General features: G+C 65.0%; 18 protein-coding genes. 12 read left to right on the top strand and 6 right to left on the bottom strand.

Translation table 11 applies throughout. The features are described 5' to 3' along the window. Positions 1 to 122 precede the first annotated feature (122 nt). On the top strand, positions 123 to 641 hold the full coding sequence (locus LZ016_RS14365) for a Panacea domain-containing protein (protein WP_241448142.1): 519 nt from the start codon (positions 123 to 125) through the stop codon (positions 639 to 641). Between the two features lie 387 nt (positions 642 to 1,028). Here the strand turns inward: LZ016_RS14365 and LZ016_RS14360 are convergent, their stop codons facing one another. Genes LZ016_RS14360 through LZ016_RS14340 form a run of 5 tightly spaced genes read right to left on the bottom strand, consistent with a single transcriptional unit; the run spans position 1,029 to position 5,694 of the window. Beyond that, positions 1,029 to 2,612, bottom strand: coding sequence for an AMP-binding protein (locus LZ016_RS14360; RefSeq protein ID WP_241448141.1), 1,584 nt, complete (start codon positions 2,610 to 2,612; stop codon positions 1,029 to 1,031). Continuing rightward, entirely contained in the window at positions 2,609 to 3,001 is a 393-nt protein-coding gene (locus LZ016_RS14355) for a RidA family protein (RefSeq protein ID WP_241448140.1), read from the bottom strand. The genes LZ016_RS14360 and LZ016_RS14355 overlap by 4 nt, the downstream gene beginning before the upstream one ends. Next, positions 2,998 to 4,128, bottom strand: coding sequence for an acyl-CoA dehydrogenase family protein (locus LZ016_RS14350; RefSeq protein ID WP_241448139.1), 1,131 nt, complete (start codon positions 4,126 to 4,128; stop codon positions 2,998 to 3,000). Before LZ016_RS14350 ends, LZ016_RS14355 begins: the two co-directional genes overlap by 4 nt. Beyond that, complete coding sequence (locus LZ016_RS14345; protein WP_241448138.1) at positions 4,118 to 4,927, bottom strand: enoyl-CoA hydratase family protein; 810 nt, start codon at positions 4,925 to 4,927, stop codon at positions 4,118 to 4,120. Before LZ016_RS14345 ends, LZ016_RS14350 begins: the two co-directional genes overlap by 11 nt. Continuing rightward, complete coding sequence (locus LZ016_RS14340) at positions 4,924 to 5,694, bottom strand: SDR family NAD(P)-dependent oxidoreductase (RefSeq protein WP_241448137.1); 771 nt, start codon at positions 5,692 to 5,694, stop codon at positions 4,924 to 4,926. Before LZ016_RS14340 ends, LZ016_RS14345 begins: the two co-directional genes overlap by 4 nt. A gap of 61 nt (positions 5,695 to 5,755) precedes the next feature. Between LZ016_RS14340 and LZ016_RS14335 the strand changes: the two genes are divergently transcribed. Genes LZ016_RS14335 through LZ016_RS14305 form a run of 7 tightly spaced genes read left to right on the top strand, consistent with a single transcriptional unit; the run spans position 5,756 to position 10,899 of the window. Beyond that, a complete protein-coding gene (locus LZ016_RS14335) occupies positions 5,756 to 6,433 on the top strand; it encodes a type 1 glutamine amidotransferase (protein ID WP_241448136.1) in 678 nt (225 codons plus the stop codon). Between the two features lie 34 nt (positions 6,434 to 6,467). Continuing rightward, positions 6,468 to 7,580 carry an S-(hydroxymethyl)glutathione dehydrogenase/class III alcohol dehydrogenase gene (locus LZ016_RS14330; protein WP_241448135.1) on the top strand — a complete coding sequence of 371 codons (1,113 nt, stop codon included), beginning with the start codon at positions 6,468 to 6,470 and terminating at the stop codon, positions 7,578 to 7,580. Further along, entirely contained in the window at positions 7,580 to 7,936 is a 357-nt protein-coding gene (locus LZ016_RS14325; protein ID WP_241448134.1) for a cupin domain-containing protein, read from the top strand. Before LZ016_RS14330 ends, LZ016_RS14325 begins: the two co-directional genes overlap by 1 nt. Before the next feature lie 12 nt (positions 7,937 to 7,948). Continuing rightward, positions 7,949 to 8,335 (top strand): VOC family protein, encoded by a 387-nt coding sequence (locus tag LZ016_RS14320; RefSeq protein WP_241448133.1) that lies wholly within the window; start codon positions 7,949 to 7,951, stop codon positions 8,333 to 8,335. After that, a complete protein-coding gene (fghA, locus tag LZ016_RS14315) occupies positions 8,332 to 9,168 on the top strand; it encodes an S-formylglutathione hydrolase (protein ID WP_241448132.1) in 837 nt (278 codons plus the stop codon). The genes LZ016_RS14320 and fghA overlap by 4 nt, the downstream gene beginning before the upstream one ends. Before the next feature lie 31 nt (positions 9,169 to 9,199). Then, positions 9,200 to 10,504 carry a M20/M25/M40 family metallo-hydrolase gene (locus LZ016_RS14310; protein WP_241448131.1) on the top strand — a complete coding sequence of 435 codons (1,305 nt, stop codon included), beginning with the start codon at positions 9,200 to 9,202 and terminating at the stop codon, positions 10,502 to 10,504. Continuing rightward, entirely contained in the window at positions 10,501 to 10,899 is a 399-nt protein-coding gene (locus tag LZ016_RS14305; RefSeq protein ID WP_241448130.1) for a hypothetical protein, read from the top strand. Before LZ016_RS14310 ends, LZ016_RS14305 begins: the two co-directional genes overlap by 4 nt. A gap of 11 nt (positions 10,900 to 10,910) precedes the next feature. Here LZ016_RS14305 and LZ016_RS14300 read toward each other — a convergent pair whose 3' ends face one another. After that, positions 10,911 to 11,396, bottom strand: a complete 486-nt coding sequence (locus LZ016_RS14300) for a hypothetical protein (RefSeq protein WP_241448129.1) — start codon at positions 11,394 to 11,396, stop codon at positions 10,911 to 10,913. 155 nt (positions 11,397 to 11,551) lie between these two features. Here LZ016_RS14300 and LZ016_RS14295 point away from each other — a divergent pair, with 155 nt between their 5' ends. From LZ016_RS14295 to LZ016_RS14280, 4 genes are read left to right on the top strand one after another with little or no spacing between them, the layout of a single operon-like run. Beyond that, the gene (locus tag LZ016_RS14295) at positions 11,552 to 12,634 is read left to right on the top strand and encodes an ABC transporter ATP-binding protein (protein WP_241448128.1); all 1,083 of its coding nucleotides are present in this window, start codon (positions 11,552 to 11,554) and stop codon (positions 12,632 to 12,634) included. Continuing rightward, positions 12,631 to 13,515 (top strand): carbohydrate ABC transporter permease, encoded by an 885-nt coding sequence (locus LZ016_RS14290; protein WP_241448127.1) that lies wholly within the window; start codon positions 12,631 to 12,633, stop codon positions 13,513 to 13,515. Before LZ016_RS14295 ends, LZ016_RS14290 begins: the two co-directional genes overlap by 4 nt. Next, positions 13,499 to 14,335, top strand: a complete 837-nt coding sequence (locus LZ016_RS14285) for a carbohydrate ABC transporter permease (protein ID WP_241448126.1) — start codon at positions 13,499 to 13,501, stop codon at positions 14,333 to 14,335. Before LZ016_RS14290 ends, LZ016_RS14285 begins: the two co-directional genes overlap by 17 nt. Beyond that, on the top strand, positions 14,332 to 15,639 hold the full coding sequence (locus tag LZ016_RS14280; RefSeq protein ID WP_241448125.1) for an ABC transporter substrate-binding protein: 1,308 nt from the start codon (positions 14,332 to 14,334) through the stop codon (positions 15,637 to 15,639). Before LZ016_RS14285 ends, LZ016_RS14280 begins: the two co-directional genes overlap by 4 nt. Positions 15,640 to 15,744: the final 105 nt, after the last annotated feature.

Raw genomic sequence — 15,744 nt, 5'->3', positions numbered from 1 at the left:
AGAAATCGCGCCTACGGAACCCAGCGCGCGAACTCGCAAGTGGAATCCCGATCTGCTCCATTCCGGACACGTCTCAGGTTCCTGTTCTGTTCTTGCACCGTGAAAGTGTCTATGACGGTGACATGCCAGCCTGGTCGCCAGAAATCGCCAATGAATTCATTCGTATGGCGCAGGCCAACAGGCATGCACTCAACCAGATGCAGCTTCAGAAGCTGGTCTACATCGCGCACGGCTGGTGCCTCGCCTATACAGACAATCCACTGACCGGCGATCGTCCGGAAGCTTGGTCTTTTGGCCCAGTCTATCGCCGACTCGCGATTGCACTGGCGCGGTACGGTCGCGCTCCTGTCACAAGCGCTATTTGTGTCGGGGATCTTCATCGAGCCTGGCCGGTGCAAGGCTCGGTGCAGGTCGCCAAAGCGGACCTCGATGGGTCCGAATCGGACACAATCGCAATGGTCTATAGAGACTATAGCTGTTTAGATGCGGCTCAACTGGCCACCATCACTCAGCGACCAGGAACACCTTGGCACAAAACATTCGCGGCTGGTGCGGGCGAGCGTCGAGACATTCCGCACAGCTTGGTGAGAGATCAGTTTGTCAAAATCGCTGAAACGGCCGGATCTCAAGAAGCAAGGTGAGGCGTCCGCTCGCCACTCAAAGCATGCTCGTGACAGCTCCATCGACCAAGAAAACAGCGATATGGAAGCAGCTGCTTAGGAACGGGCCCGTCTGCGTTTCCTAGAAGCTCAATGCTACCGGGTAGAAGTACAGACCGAAAATTTGCGTCGCCGCCAGGAGCTTGCTTCGCTTTTGGTTCACCATCGCGTCTTCATATCATCCGTGTTTTTTGGCGCTGTTGATCGCCGCGGCGATTTGGCAAGCAATTTGTCTTATTGACGATCGCTCACCCACCGGAGCTCTGATCGCCTTGATCGTGTATCTCGGTGTGGCCACCAAGTCTGTGGCACCGAGATGTGGAATGGAGATTGATAGCAAGTAGGCGTGGGGTGGTCGCTTGTGCCGACCTATCGAGACCGCAACTCGCCCCGTCTAACTTTCCCCGTCGCGGTCTTCGGAAGCTCGCCCACGAATTCGATCTCGCGCGGATATTTGTAGGGGGCGATGCGGTCCTTCACGAAGGCCTGCAGCTTCTCGGCGAGCTCGGTACTGGGCTCGGCGAAATCGGCGAGCACGATGAACGCCTTCACCCTTTGCCCGCGCTCCGCACAGGGCACGCCGATGACCGCGCATTCGGCGACGGCGGGGTGCGCCAGCAGCGCATTCTCCACGTCGGGCGCGCCGATGTTGTAGCCGGAGCTGACGATCATGTCGTCGCTGCGCGCCAGGTACCAATAATAGCCGTCGGCATCGCGGCGGTAGGTGTCGCCGGTGATGTTCCAGCCGTTCTCGACGTAGTTCCGCTGGCGCTCGTCATCGAGGTAGCGGCAGCCGGTCGGGCCCTTGATCGCAAGGCGTCCGATCCCCTCGTCGAGAGCGTTGCCGCCCTCATCCAGGATAGCGGCCGCATATCCCGGAACGGCCTTGCCCGTGGAGCCGGCGCGAACGTCCTCCCCCGCAGCCGAGACAAAGACATGCATCATCTCGGTCGAGCCGATGCCGTCGGTGATCGGTATGCCCGTCCGTTCCTTCCACGCTCGCCAGGTCGCCTCGGGCAGGTGCTCGCCGGCCGAGACGCAGTAGCGCAAGGTCTTCAGCGCATTGTCGAGACCCGGCTGCGACAGCATCGCCTTGTACGCCGTCGGCGCGGTGCCGAGGTGCGTGACGCCGAACTTCGTCATGGCTTCGAGCATCTTCGGCGGGCTCGCCTGCTCGATCGTCGCAGCCGCCGCGCCAAAGCGCAGCGGGAACATGAGCGTAATGCCCAAGCCGAAGGTGAAGGCCATCGGCGCGCTGGTCATGAACACGTCGCCGGGCTTGGGGTCGATGAGATGCTTCGCGAACGTGTCGCAAGGCGCGAGCACGTCGCGGTGGAACTGGACGCACCCCTTGGGCACGCCCGTCGTGCCGCTGGTGAAGGCGATCAGCGCCGGGTCGTCGCGGTGGGTGTCAGCGGGTGGAAGAGGGTCGTGCGACGCTGTGCGCGTTTCCAATTCACCGCGCCCGTAGTCGCCATCGTACTTTACGATGTGCTTGACGAAGTGCGTCTGGTCGACCGCATCGCGGAAGTCGCCGATAAAGCGGCTGTCGACAACGGCGTGGCTGATCTGCGCGCGCTCGATCACCGTGGCGATCTCGCCGGGACGGAGCAGCGGCATGGTCGCGACCACGACACCGCCAGCCTTCAGAACGCCGAGCCATGCCGCAAACATGGTGTAGCCGTTCGGCCCACGCAGGAGCACGCGATTTCCGGGGATCAGGCCCTCTTCCTCGACCAGCAGCCGCGCGATGCGGCCGCTGAAGTCGTCCAGATCCGCGTAGGTCCAGTGGCCATGATCGTTGACGATCGCGCGGGCATCCGGCGCACCGCCCTGGAGCAGCTCGGCGGCGGCGTTCAGGCGCTCGGGATATTGAAGCTCGGGCAGGTCGAAGCGGAATTCCGGCAGCTGGTCCGGCGCGGGCAGGCGTTCTTCGACGAACCGGTCTCTCACTCCGGCACCACCGCCGTTGCCTCGATCTCGACCTTCGCGTCGCGCTCAACCAGTCGAACGACTTCGACCAAAGCCATCGCCGGATAGTGCTTGCCCATGATCTCGCGCCAGGCGGTGCCAATCTCCTTCGCGCTCTCCAGATACTCGTCGATGGAGGTCACGTAGCATGTCAGTCGCGCGATGCGGCCGGGGCCTGCTCCGTCGCACGCGAGAATAGCCAGGATGTTGCGAAGCGCCTGCGCAAACTGATCCGCCAGGCGGTCGGAGGTAAAGCGCTCTTCCTCGTTCCAGCCGACGACGCCCGCCGTGACGATGATGCGGCCCCGCGCCGCCATGCCGTTCGAATAGCCCTTCGGCCGGGGCCAACCCGGAGGCTGGAGCGCCTTCATGTGCGCTGCTCCTTCAACAGGTCGCGGGCGATGATCTGCCGCTGCACCTCGCTCGCGCCTTCGTAGATGCGCAGCGCGCGGATCTCGCGGTAGAGCTCTTCGACCTTGGCGCCCTTGGTGACGCCCATGCCTCCATGCATCTGCACCGCTGCGTCGATGATTTTTTGCGCTTTCTCGGTCGCGTTGAGCTTGGCCATGGCGGCAGCGCGGCGATTGTCGCGGCTCCGCTCGTCCTGCTGCCACGCAGCGCGAGCGATCAACAACGCTGAGGCATCGAGGGCGAGCGCCATGTCGGCGAGCTTGGCCTGCGTCACTGCGTTGTCGGCGAGCGTGCCCTGACCGAGCCGCCTCCTGCTCGCGAAATCGACGGCTTCGACCAGCGCGCGACCGGCCATGCCGAGGGCGGCGGCGCCGACCGTCACGCGGAACAGGTTCAGCGTCTCCATGGCGATACGGAAGCCTTCGCCCGGCTCACCGATCAACGCGTCCGGCGGAAGCCGCACGTCGTCATATTTGAGCCGCGCCAACGGATGCGGTGCGATGACCTCGATCCGCTCCTCGACGGTGAGACCGGGGCTGTTGGCCGGCACTATGAACGCGCTCAGGCCTCGCGATCCTTCCCCGCCCGAGCGGGCAAAGGTAACGTAAAAATTGGCGATGCCCCCGTTCGAGATGTACGTCTTCTCGCCGGTGAGATCCCATGCGCCGTCACAACTCGCAGCGCTAGTCACCATGTTGGCAGCGTCCGACCCCGCCTCAGGCTCGGTCATGGCGAAGGCCGCGATGGCCTGACCGCTCGCCACCTTCGGCAGCCATTCCGCCTTCTGCTCCTCGGTGCCGAACAGGCGGATCGCACCCGACCCAAGCCCCTGCATGGCGAACGCGAAATCGGCGAGACCGGAATGGTAGGCGAGCGTCGCCCGGGCAATGGCGAGGCTGCGGACATCGCCCTCCGTGCACAGCTTCAGGAAGCCTGCGTCCCCGAGCCTCCCGACGAGCGATCGGCAATATCCATCGACGTCCTCGCCCGGCTCATCGAGGTTCGCCGCGCACCATTTTTCCAGCTCTTCCGCCAGCCGGCGATGGCGGTCCTCGAAGAACGGCCAGTCGAGCCAGTCAGTCACCATGGAACTCCGGCTTTCGCTTGTTCGCGAAGGCTTCGTAGGCGCGGTGGAAGTCCTTCGTCTTCATGCAGATGGCCTGCGCCTCCGCCTCAATCGAGATCGCTTCATCGATCGACACATGCCACTCGGCGTCGAGCTGCCGCTTGGTCATCGCATGCGCGAAGGTGGGCCCGCGCGCGAGTTCCAGCGCGAGGGCGTTCGCCTCGGCCATCACGTCTTCGATCACGCGGTTCCAAAAGCCCCAGGCGAGGCCCTCGTCAGCGCTCATGCTGCGGCCTGTGAAGAGCAGTTCCGCCGCGCGGCCGTGACCAATGATTCGCGGCAGGATCGCGCAAGCGCCCATGTCCGCGCCCGACAAACCGACGCGCGTGAACAGGAAGGCCGCTTTCGCGCCGGGCGAGGCGAAGCGGATGTCGCTGGCCATGGCGAGGATCGCTCCCGCCCCTGCGCAGACGCCCTCGACGGCCGCGATGATCGGTTGCGGGCAGGCGCGGATCGCCTTGACCAGGTCGCCGGTCATGGTCGTGAATTGCAGCAGCCCGGCATCGTCCATCTTCGTCAGCGGGCCGATGATCTCGTGGACGTCGCCGCCGGAGCAGAAATTGCCGCCCTCGCCGCGGATCACGACGACCTTTACGTCCTTGGCATCGCTCAGCGCACGGAAGGTGTCGCGTAGCTCGGCATAGCTTTCGAACGTGAGCGGGTTCTTCCGCTCCGGCCGGTTCAGCGTGACGATCGCGACGCCCTCCTTGAACTCCCACAGGAAGTGCTCGGGCCGGAAGTTCGCCGCGTCGAAGGTCACGCGCTCGTGCCTCCGTCGATGGTGATCGCGGCGCCGTTGATGTCGCGGCTGAGCGGAAGGCACAGCGTCAGCACCAAGTTGGCGATGGCCTTCGGATCGACCAGCCGCCCGCTCGCATTCATGTTCGTGATGGCCGATCGGGCATCGCCTTCGCCGCGGCCGGTGATCTGGGACACTCGCGCGACCGACTGGTCGGTCATCGGCGTGTCGACGTAACCGGGGCAGATGGCGTTCACCGTCATCTTCGACTTGGCATATTCCGCCGCCATCGACCGCATCAGGCCGAGAAGGCCATGCTTCGAAGCCGCATAGTGTGCCGCGTAGGGCACGCCCCGAAGGCTGGCGACCGAGGCGATGAACACCACGCGCGCGTCTTCCGTGTTGAGAAGGTCGGGCAGGCCCGCCTGAACCGTGTCGAACGCGCCAGTCAGATTGACGGAGATGATCCGGTCCCAGGCCCCCCGCGTCATGCGATGAAAGGGCGCGCTCTCGGCTATGCCGGCATTGACGATCAGCAGGTCGATCGGCCCGTTCGCCGCCCGCGCTTCCTCGAACGCCTTTTGGATGCTCTCCGGAACCGCAACGTCGCAACGGATGGCCGCTCCGGCGACGCGCGAGGCAACCTCCTGAAGCGGTTCGATCCGGCGGCCGAGCAGCGAGATCTTGGCCCCGGCGGCGCTCAGAAGCTCCGCAGCGGCAGCTCCAATCCCGGTCCCGCCGCCTGTGATCAGGGCATGACGCCCGTCGAGCGGATGGTCAGCGTGCATCGCTCTCCCCTTTCGCGAAACTGCATTGGCCGAACCCCAATGAGGTGGCAAGGCGGCCGCCATGAAGCTTGCGATCCTCGAGACCGGCCGTCCGCCCGGTCAGCTTGCCGAAGAGTTCGGCGACTATCCGGCAATGTTCGACGAGATGCTTGGACGGGGATTCGAGATCGAAGTCTTCGACGTTGAGGCCGGCGAATTTCCGGACCGGAACGCTCACGATGCGGTGCTGATCACCGGGTCGCCCGCCGGCGTCTACGATCCACATCCGTGGATCGAGCCGCTGCTGGAGTTCATCCGCTCGGCCAAAGAGAGTCGGATGGTCGGCATCTGCTTCGGGCACCAGGCGATGGCGCAGGCACTCGGCGGGCGCGTCGAGAAGTCCGACAAGGGTTGGGGTGCAGGCCTGCATCGCTACGATGTGGTTCGTCAGGAACCCTGGATGGATGCCGCAAGCTCGATCGCGGACCCCGCGTCGCACCAGGACCAGGTGGTCGTCCAACCACCCAATACAGACGTGACCGTTGCGTCCGACTTCACGCCCTTCGCGGGCCTCGCCTGGACCGACCGCCCGGCTATCTCGTTCCAATTCCATCCGGAATTCTCGCCCGCCTTCGCCAAGGCGCTGATCGAGAAACGCTACGACATCGTGCCGAACCCCGATGCTGCCATGGCGTCGCTCGACGCTCCGAACGACAATGCGCGAGTTGCCGGTTGGATACGGCGCTTCTTGGAGGCATAGGCACCCGCAAATCTCACTTTGGGGGACCGATTCCATGAAGACCCGCGCCGCCGTCGCATTCGAAGCGAAGAAGCCGCTCGAGATCGTGGAGGTGGATCTCGAAGGCCCCAAGCACGGCGAAGTCCTGGTCGAGATCATGGCAACCGGCATCTGCCACACGGACGCCTACACCCTCGACGGGTTCGACAGCGAGGGCATCTTCCCCTCCATTCTCGGCCATGAAGGCGCGGGCGTCGTCCGCGAAGTCGGCGCGGGGGTGACCAGCGTTAAGGTCGGCGACCACGTGATCCCGCTGTACACGCCGGAATGCCGCCAGTGTAAGTCGTGCCTCAGCGGCAAGACCAACCTCTGCACCGCCATCCGCGCGACCCAGGGCAAGGGGCTGATGCCCGACGGCACCAGCCGCTTCAGCTACAAGGGCCAGCAGATCTTCCACTACATGGGCTGCTCGACGTTCTCGAACTTCACCGTCCTGCCCGAGATCGCGGTCGCGAAGATCCGCGAGGACGCGCCGTTTAAGACGAGCTGCTACATCGGCTGCGGCGTCACGACTGGCGTCGGAGCGGTGGTGAAGACCGCCAAGGTCGAGCCGGGCGCGAACGTGGTGGTCTTCGGCCTCGGCGGCATCGGCCTCAACGTCATCCAGGGCGCGAAGCTGGTCGGCGCGAACAAGATCGTCGGCATCGACATCAACCCGGACCGTGAGGAGTGGGGCCGCAAGTTCGGCATGACCGACTTCCTCAATACGCGGGGCATGAGCCGGGAGGACATCGTCGCGAAGGTCGTCGAGATTACCGACGGCGGCGCGGACTATACGTTCGACGCGACCGGCAACACCGAAGTGATGCGCACCGCGCTCGAATGCTGCCACCGCGGCTGGGGCACCAGCATCATCATCGGCGTCGCGGAAGCCGGGAAGGAAATCTCCACCCGCCCGTTCCAGCTCGTCACCGGCCGCAACTGGCGCGGCACGGCGTTCGGCGGCGCCAAGGGCCGCACCGACGTTCCGAAGATCGTCGATTGGTACATGGACGGGAAGATCGCGATCGACCCGATGATCACGCACGTCCTCACGCTCGAGGAGATCAACAAGGGCTTTGACCTGATGCACGCGGGCGAGAGCATCCGGAGCGTGGTCGTCTATTGATGGCCGACAAGGTGAACCTCGCCGAGAAGCTGGCCAGCTTCTCCGATCATTGGGCGCCGCGGATCGTGGCGCGCTACAATGACAATGAGGTTCGCCTGGTGAAGGTCGAGGGCGAGTTCATCTGGCACCAGCACGAGGACACCGACGAGCTGTTCCTCGTGATCGAAGGCGCGCTCGACATCGAGCTTCGCGACCGCACCGTGCACCTGCAGCCCGGCGAGCTGTTCGTCGTTCCGCGGAGAACGGAGCACCGCCCGGTATCGCGCAGCGGCGAGACCAAGCTGTTGCTGATCGATCCACGGGACATGCCCAACACGGGCGATGAAGCCACCGCCACCAAGGCGGTCGAGATCTAGGGGAGAAGACGCATGTTCAGCCACGTCATGCTCGGATGCAGCGACCGCGAACGGTCGAGGGAATTCTACGACGCGACGCTCGGGGCGCTGGGCTTCAAGCCGGGCGCCGACTTCGGCAAGTCCGACTGGTGGGGTAACAAGGATGCTTCGCTCGGCATCGGGCCGCCGCTCAACGGCGAGGCCTGCAGCCACGGCAATGGCTCCACCATCGGCTTCAAGGCCGAAAGCCCGGAGGCGGTGGACGCGTGGCACGCGGCGGGCGTCGCCAACGGCGGCGCGGCGATCGAGGATCCGCCCGGCATTCGCGACGCGGGGTTCGGCAAGATGTACCTCGCCTACCTGCGCGACCCGGACGGCAACAAGCTCTGCGGCTTCTATCGGATCCCGGCCGACCAGTGAGCCTCGAGATCACAAGCGAAGCCCGCTCGCACGGGGGGCGCCAACTCGTCGTCAAGCATGCGTCGTCGGCTACTGGCACCGACATGACCTTCTCGATCTTCCTCCCGCCGCAGGCGGGGAATGGGGGGAATCTGCCGGTGCTCTGGTACTTGTCCGGACTTACCTGCACCCACGCGAACGTCACGGAGAAGGGCGAGTATCGCGCCGCCTGCGCCGAGCACGGCATCGTGTTCGTCGCGCCGGACACGAGCCCGCGCGGCGAAGGTGTGCCGAATGCCGAGGACTATGACTTCGGTCAGGGTGCCGGCTTTTACGTCGACGCGACGCAGGAGCCTTGGTCGCAGCACTTCCGCATGTGGACCTATGTGACGGAGGAGCTTCCCGCGCTCGTCGCCGCCGAGTTCCCGGTGGACATAGACCGGCAGGGGATCACCGGGCATTCGATGGGCGGGCACGGTGCACTGACCGTGTCGCTGCGCAATCCCGGCCGCTTTCGCAGCACTTCGGCCTTCGCGCCGATCGTCGCTCCGAGCCAGGTGCCCTGGGGGCACAAGGCGCTCGCGGGCTACCTGGGCCCGGACGAGCAGGCATGGCGCAAGCATGATGCCGTCGCGCTGATCGAAGACGGCGCCCGGCTCGACGAATTGCTGGTCGACATCGGTACCGCCGACCCGTTCCTCGAAAAGGAGCTGCGACCGGAGCTGCTGGAGCGTGCCTGCGATGCGGCCGGCATCCGCCTCGCGCTGAACCTGCGCGAGGGATACGACCACAGCTACTACTTTATCTCGACCTTCATGGCCGACCACATCCGCTGGCACGCCGAGCGGCTTTGACCCTGAGCCGAGCGCCGCTAGACCCAATAGAATGAGTCCGCGTCTCCTCCCGGCGGTTGCCGCCGCCTTCGCCTTGTTCGCCACGCCCGCCGCAGCCGAGCTTTCCTCGGCCGAGCAGAAGATGGTTCAGACCGTCGATGCCGAGCAGCAGCGCACGGTCGACATGCTCGCCACCTGGGTGAACCAGAATAGCGGAAGCCTGAACTCGCCGGGCGTGGAAGCCGTCGGCAAGATGCTTCGTTCGGAGCTGGAGCCGCTCGGATTCAAGGTCGACTCGATCGACATGAAGGCCGCCGGCCGCGCCGGCCACATCGTCGCGCGCCACAAGGGCAATGGCCGCGACAAGCGCATGCTGCTGATCGGCCACCTCGACACAGTGTTCGAGCCGGACTCTCCCTTTCAGAAATGGGAGCTCAAGGGCGATCGCGGGATCGGACCGGGCTCGGGCGACGACAAGGGCGGCATGGCCGTGATGATCGCCTCGCTCCGGGCAATGAAGGCGGCCGGAACGCTCAAGAATGCGGACATCACGGTCGTCCTGACGGGCGACGAGGAAGACGCTGGCGACCCGATCGAGGTCACGCGCGCGCCGCTGATCGAGGCCGGCAAATGGGCCGACGTCGCGCTCGATTTCGAAGGGCTCGCTCGGAAGAACGAGCAGGACATGGGCTCGACCGCTCGCCGCAGCTCCGACAGCTGGACGGTGACCGTCACCGGCAATACCGGCCATTCGAGCACCGTCATGCATCCGGGCTATGGCGCGATCTATGAGCTCGCCCGGATCATCGACACGTTCCGCCGTGAACTCGGCGAGGACAAGCTGACCTATAACGTCGGCCTGATTGGTGGTGGGGCATCGGCTGAACTGGACGCCGGCCGCATCCGTCTCAACGCAACCGGCAAGTCCAACATCATTGCCGCGACCGCCGTCGCGCGCGGCGATCTCCGCGCCATCTCGCAGGACCAGATCGATCGCACGAAAGCGCGGATGATGACGATCGTGGCCCAGTCGCTGCCCGGCACGAAAGCGCAGATCAGCTTCGACAAGGGCGGCTATCCGCCGATGGCGCCGACCGAAGGCAATCGGGCCATTCTTGCGCGCCTCAACCGTATCAACACGGACATGGGCCTGCCGCAAATGGGTGAGCTCGATCCAATGGATCGCGGCGCGGGCGACATCAGCTTCGTCGCCAAGGACGTGGATGGCCTGGTCGGGCTCGGGCCGGCTGGCGCAGGCAGCCATGCGCCGGGCGAGTCCGTCGACATCCCGTCGATCTCCCGCCAGGCGAAGCGGGCGGCCATTCTGATGAGCCGGCTTTCGAAGGAGCGGCGGTGAAAACGCCCGGGCGCTTCATCCTCACCCTGAGCGCCCTCATCCTGTTCATCGCCGGCGGGGCAGCGCTTTTCGCGGCAGATGAGGTGGCGCGGCTGCTCGACCCCGCTCCGTCGCGCTCCATGCCTCTCATGGTTCAGCTCGCCGGAAGCGGCTCGCTGGGATTTGCGGCGCTAAATTGGATGAGCCGTGGAAACCGGATCGGCGGAATCTATGCGCGGCCGACCGGCATCGGGAATCTGCTGCTGTTCCTCACGGCAGCGCTCTCATTGGGAAAGCCGGCCATCTCCGGCGACCTGCCGCTGGCGGTCACCGTCGTAGCCGCCACGTTCGCGCTACTAGCGGTCAGCTTCGCCTGGCTGGTCTTCGTTCACGATCCGCTGGCTGAGACGGCCTAAGACGCCGCGCCTCACTTGCTCGCGAGGTCGGCCACAGGGACGCCTTTCTTCTTCGGCGCCTTGGTCCAGCTGGCGACCTCATACCCGCGTTCGTGCAGGCATCCCCGAAGCGCCGTCTGGATCGCGTGCTCCTTCTTCGCGCGCTTCATCCGCGACATTCCCCACGCCCCGCCAAGCACTGCGAAAGGCAGCAGGACGATGGTGGCGCTGGCAAGCGCGAGCCCGCCATAGCCGCCCACGGCCGTCGCCGTTGCAGCGCCGACCGCCGCTGTTCCGGCCCCGGCCCCCGCGCCCGCTGCTGCCGAAACGCCTCTGCCGCTGGAGTCCAGCTTGCCTTCGACGAGCAACTGCTGACAGGTCCCATAGGCAGTCTCGAAGTCGGATTGGCTATCCGGAGCCCTTGCGAGCTCAGGCGTGAATTCTCGAGGTCTCGATGAGCAGGCCTGCAACGCCAGGCAAAGCATAAGCACACTCGCCGTAAGCCGGTGTGTCGACATATTTCCCCCTCTTCCCCGATGCGCCGGGAAGTCCGGTCATGATGCCATACTTTTGGTTCTCATCAATCCGTCGCGCTCTACGCCGAAGCGCCTAACCTAAGGCGTTGCAGCCCAACGGCCTTTCTGTAGAAGTCGCCGCGGGAGAGGAGTGTGCGTTGAGCCTCGAGCTGAAGAACATCCGCAAGGCGTTCGGCGCGACCCCAGTCCTCGACGAAGTTTCCCTGACCCTTCAGTCGCGCGAGTTCATCGCCTTCCTCGGCCCCTCGGGTTCGGGCAAGTCGACGCTCCTTCGTATCATCGCCGGGCTGGAGACCGCGGATGCGGGCGAAGTCTGGCTGGAAGGGCGACGCATCGACACGCTCCCGCCCGGTGAGCGCGGCGTGGCGATGGTGTTCCAGCAATACGCGCTCTACCCTCACATGTCGGTGCGGGAGAACATGGCGTTTGGCCTCCGGAACGCCCGCGTTCCACGCGCCGAGATCGACACGCTGGTCGACGACGCGGCGCGAGTCCTCGAGATCGAACAACTGCTCGAGCGCAAGCCCGACCAGCTTTCGGGCGGGCAGCGCCAGCGCGTCGCGATCGGCCGCGCGATCGTCAAGCGCCCGAAGCTGTTCCTGCTCGACGAGCCTCTATCGAACCTCGACGCAGCCTTGCGGCTGCGCACCCGGGTCGAGCTCGCCCAGCTTCGCCAGCGCGTAGAGGCAGCAATGATCATGGTCACCCACGACCAGGCCGAAGCGATGACGCTCGCGGACCGCATCGTCGTGTTCAACGACCGCCGCATCCAGCAGGTCGCCACGCCTGTCGAGATCTACAGCCGGCCGGCGAACACGTTCGTGGCGCGCTTCGTCGGCTCTCCCGCCATGTCGCTGGCACCGGCGATCATCCTGGACGATGGCCCGGTGGCGAAGGTTAAGCTCGGTGACGGCACCGTCGTTCAGACCGCGGTCCCGCGCGACGGTTTGCCTGCAGACGACGTCGAGATCGGCCTGCGACCCGAGCACGTCCGCGTCGCCAAGAGCGAGAGCGCGACGACCGCCGAAGTCCTGCTGGTCGAACGCCTTGGGGAGCGGTCGATCATCTACGGCAAGCTGAAGGACGGACGTTCGATCACGGCCGAGGATTCCGGAATGACCGGCGTTCGCGTCGGCGAGCTTGTGCCGCTGACCATCGACGGCGAGCGTGCCCACCTCTTCGGGCCTGACGGCACAGGCTATCATCGGCGGGCGGAATGACCCAGTCGCGGCGCTGGGAAGGCCTGCTCTTCGTTGCGCCGTTCCTGTTCGTCTACAGCGCCATCCTGATCTTCCCGCTGCTTCGCGGCCTGTGGCTGAGTCTCTTCCGCATCGAGCTGTTCGGGCCGGGGCACTTCATCGGCTTCGGCAATTACGAGCGGTTGTTCGGCGATCCGATCTTCCAGCAGTCGCTGATCAACACCTTCCTCGTCACGCTGATGATCGTTCCGCCGCTGACAGTGATCGCGCTGGCTTTGGCGCTGGCGCTGAACCGAGCGGGCCGGACGGCCGCGTTCATCCGCGGCATCTTCTTCTCGTCGGCGGTTCTGTCCGTCACCATCGTCACCCTCATCTGGCGCTTCGTCCTGGCGCCGGACGCCGGACTGCTGGGTGAAATCTGGAAGAGCCTTGGCTGGGAGCCCCTGCCCTTCCTCAGCGACGTGCACCTCGTGCTTCCGGCGCTGGCGATCACGACGATCTGGTGGTCGGTCGGCTTTCCGATGCTGCTGTTCTTGGCTGGGCTGCAGCAGATTCCGCAGGACATGTACGAGGCCGCGGCGCTCGACCGCGCGAGCCGCTGGACGACCTTCTCTCGCATTACGTTGCCGTCGCTGAAGCGCACGTTGATCCTCGTCGTCATGCTGCAGACTGCGGCCCAGCTGCAGATGTTCGGCCAGTCGCAATTGCTGACGGCCGGCGGCCCGAGCGGGGCATCGCGCACGGCCGTCCTCTTCCTCTTTGAAAGCGCCTTTGGCCGCTGGGAGCTCGGCTACGCCAGCGCCGCAGCGGAAGTGCTGTTCCTGATCATCCTCGCCGTGACGCTCACCCAATATTGGGCGACCGGCCAGATGCGGGTTGGCGGACGTGGCCGCGCAGGTTGATCGCGCCCGGCTGACGCGCGCGGGCTATGTTGCGCTGACCATCGGCGCGATCCTGATGGTGTCGCCCTTGCTGTGGGCGCTGCTGCTCTCGCTCAAGAGCAATGCGTCGCTCGTCGGCAACAGCGGCGCGGCCTTCCATCCGCCCTACACGCTCGAAAACTACGCCGCGATCTTCGGCAACAGCTCGACCATGCGCTGGCTGCTCAACAGCATAATCGTGTCGCTCTGCACGACGGCGGGCGTCCTGATCCTCGCAAGCCTAGCCGGGTACGGTTTCGCCCGGCTCGAATTCCCGTTCCGCCGGACCTTGTTCGTTTTCGTACTGGTCGGCCTCGCGATCCCGAGCCAGGCGGTCATCCTGCCGCAGCACCAGCTGTTCGCCTGGCTGCACCTCCACAACAGCTATCCGGGACTCGTCCTGCCCGGCCTCGTCGCGCCGTTCGGCGTGTTCTTCATGACGACCTACATGCGCGCGATTCCGAAGGAACTGGACGAGGCGGCAATGCTCGACGGAGCGTCGCGCTGGAAGATCTTCCGGTCGGTCATCCTGCCGCTGACGATCCCGGCACAGTCGACTCTCGCCGTCTTCACCTTCCTAGGGTCGTGGAACGATTATTGGTGGCCGCTGATCTCCGCGACGCGCAGCAACATGTACACTCTGACCGTCGGGCTCGCGGCGAGCCAGATGAACTATGCGCAGACGAGCGGCCTCGGGTTCCTGATGGCGCAGGCGGTATTCGCATCGGTCCCGATCTTCATCGTCTACATCGTCTTCCAGAAGCAGATCGTCCGCGCGATGGCCGGCGCGGCGGTCCGATGAAACGACTGCTGCTGGCCATCTGCGCCGCGCTTGCGCTGGGCAGCTGCTCGCCGAACGACGGCAAGACCCACATCTACCTCCAGCGCTTCTTTGGAGAGTGCGGCGCCGAATATGGCGGCGCCACTGACGTCGCGAAGGCGGAGGGCGAGTGCGGAATCATGACCGCGCTCATCAACCGCTTCAACGCCGAGAACCCGGACGTCCATATCGACGTGAACGTCATCGCCTGGCCGGGCTATCCCCAGCTGACGGCGCAGATTGCGGCTCGCGACCCGCCGGACCTGGTGACGATGCACTCCGGAGTCATCTCCGATTACGCATCGGACGGGCTGCTCGAGCCGGTCGAACCGTTCCTTAAGGAGGCGCACATCAGTCCAAGCGACTTCACCGATGCGACGCGCCTGGCAGTCACGATCGACAACCGCATCTATGCGCTGCCGTGGGACACGCATGGCGGGCTCTTCCACATCAACACGGCCCTGTTCGCGAAGGCGGGACTGATGCGCGGCGGCAAGCCGGTGCTTCCGAATTCCGCCGAGGAATTGCTGAAGCAGGCGCGCCAGTTTCAGGAGCGCACCGGCAAGCCCTACCTCATCCAGAGTAACGTCGCCGACCCCGCCTACGCGGCGCGCAACCAGTTCACTTACATGATGGCCGAGGGCGCCGTGCTTTTCCCGGACGCGAAGCATGTCCGCCTCGCCACGCCGATCGGTCATTCGGTCGCGACCTTCTTCAAGCGCATCAACGACGAGCGGCTCGGCACGCAGAACATGGACACGCCCGCGGCGATCGCGGCGTTCATCAACGGGGAGGGGGGCATCTATCCGACGGGCACTTGGATGCTCGGCACGTTCGAGAAGGAGGCGACGACGCCCGGCCGGCCGCTCTTCAACAGCTACGCCGTCTTCCCTTATCCCCGCCTTTGGGGTCAGCGGGTGGAGTTCGTCAGCGGCCACACATGGATCGTGCCCAAGCGCAACCGGACGCAGCAGCAGCGGACGGCGATCGCGCGTTTTTTCCGCTTCATGGCCGATCACAATTACGACTGGACGCGCACCGGCCACTTGCCCGCCTTCAAGGCGGTGCTCGACGACCCCCGGTTCAGGTCCCTCCCGCACCGCGAGGACATTTCGCCGCTAGCCCAGATGGGCCGCCCGCTGCCCGGTTACGTCCGGCGGCAGAACGCGATCGAGGGGATCGTCGGCGAGGAAATGGCGGCTGCCTATACGGGACAGAAGCCGATTGACGTGGCGCTTCGCCAGGCCGAGAATCGGGTGAACACCCTGCTCGGCGAACTGGATTAAACGGGCAACACCTCGATTAATTCGGACCCGAAACTAACTTATGTTTGTATCCAATGGGTTGTAAGCATTTTTGGTGAGGCACATACCTCCCGCTAACCGCGCATT

Source organism: Sphingomonas telluris (assembly GCF_022568775.1).
GTDB classification, from domain to species: Bacteria; Pseudomonadota; Alphaproteobacteria; order Sphingomonadales; family Sphingomonadaceae; genus Sphingomicrobium; species Sphingomicrobium telluris.
The sequence above is the reverse complement of the archived record's forward strand: the minus strand, read 5'-3'. Positions and strand labels throughout refer to the sequence as shown.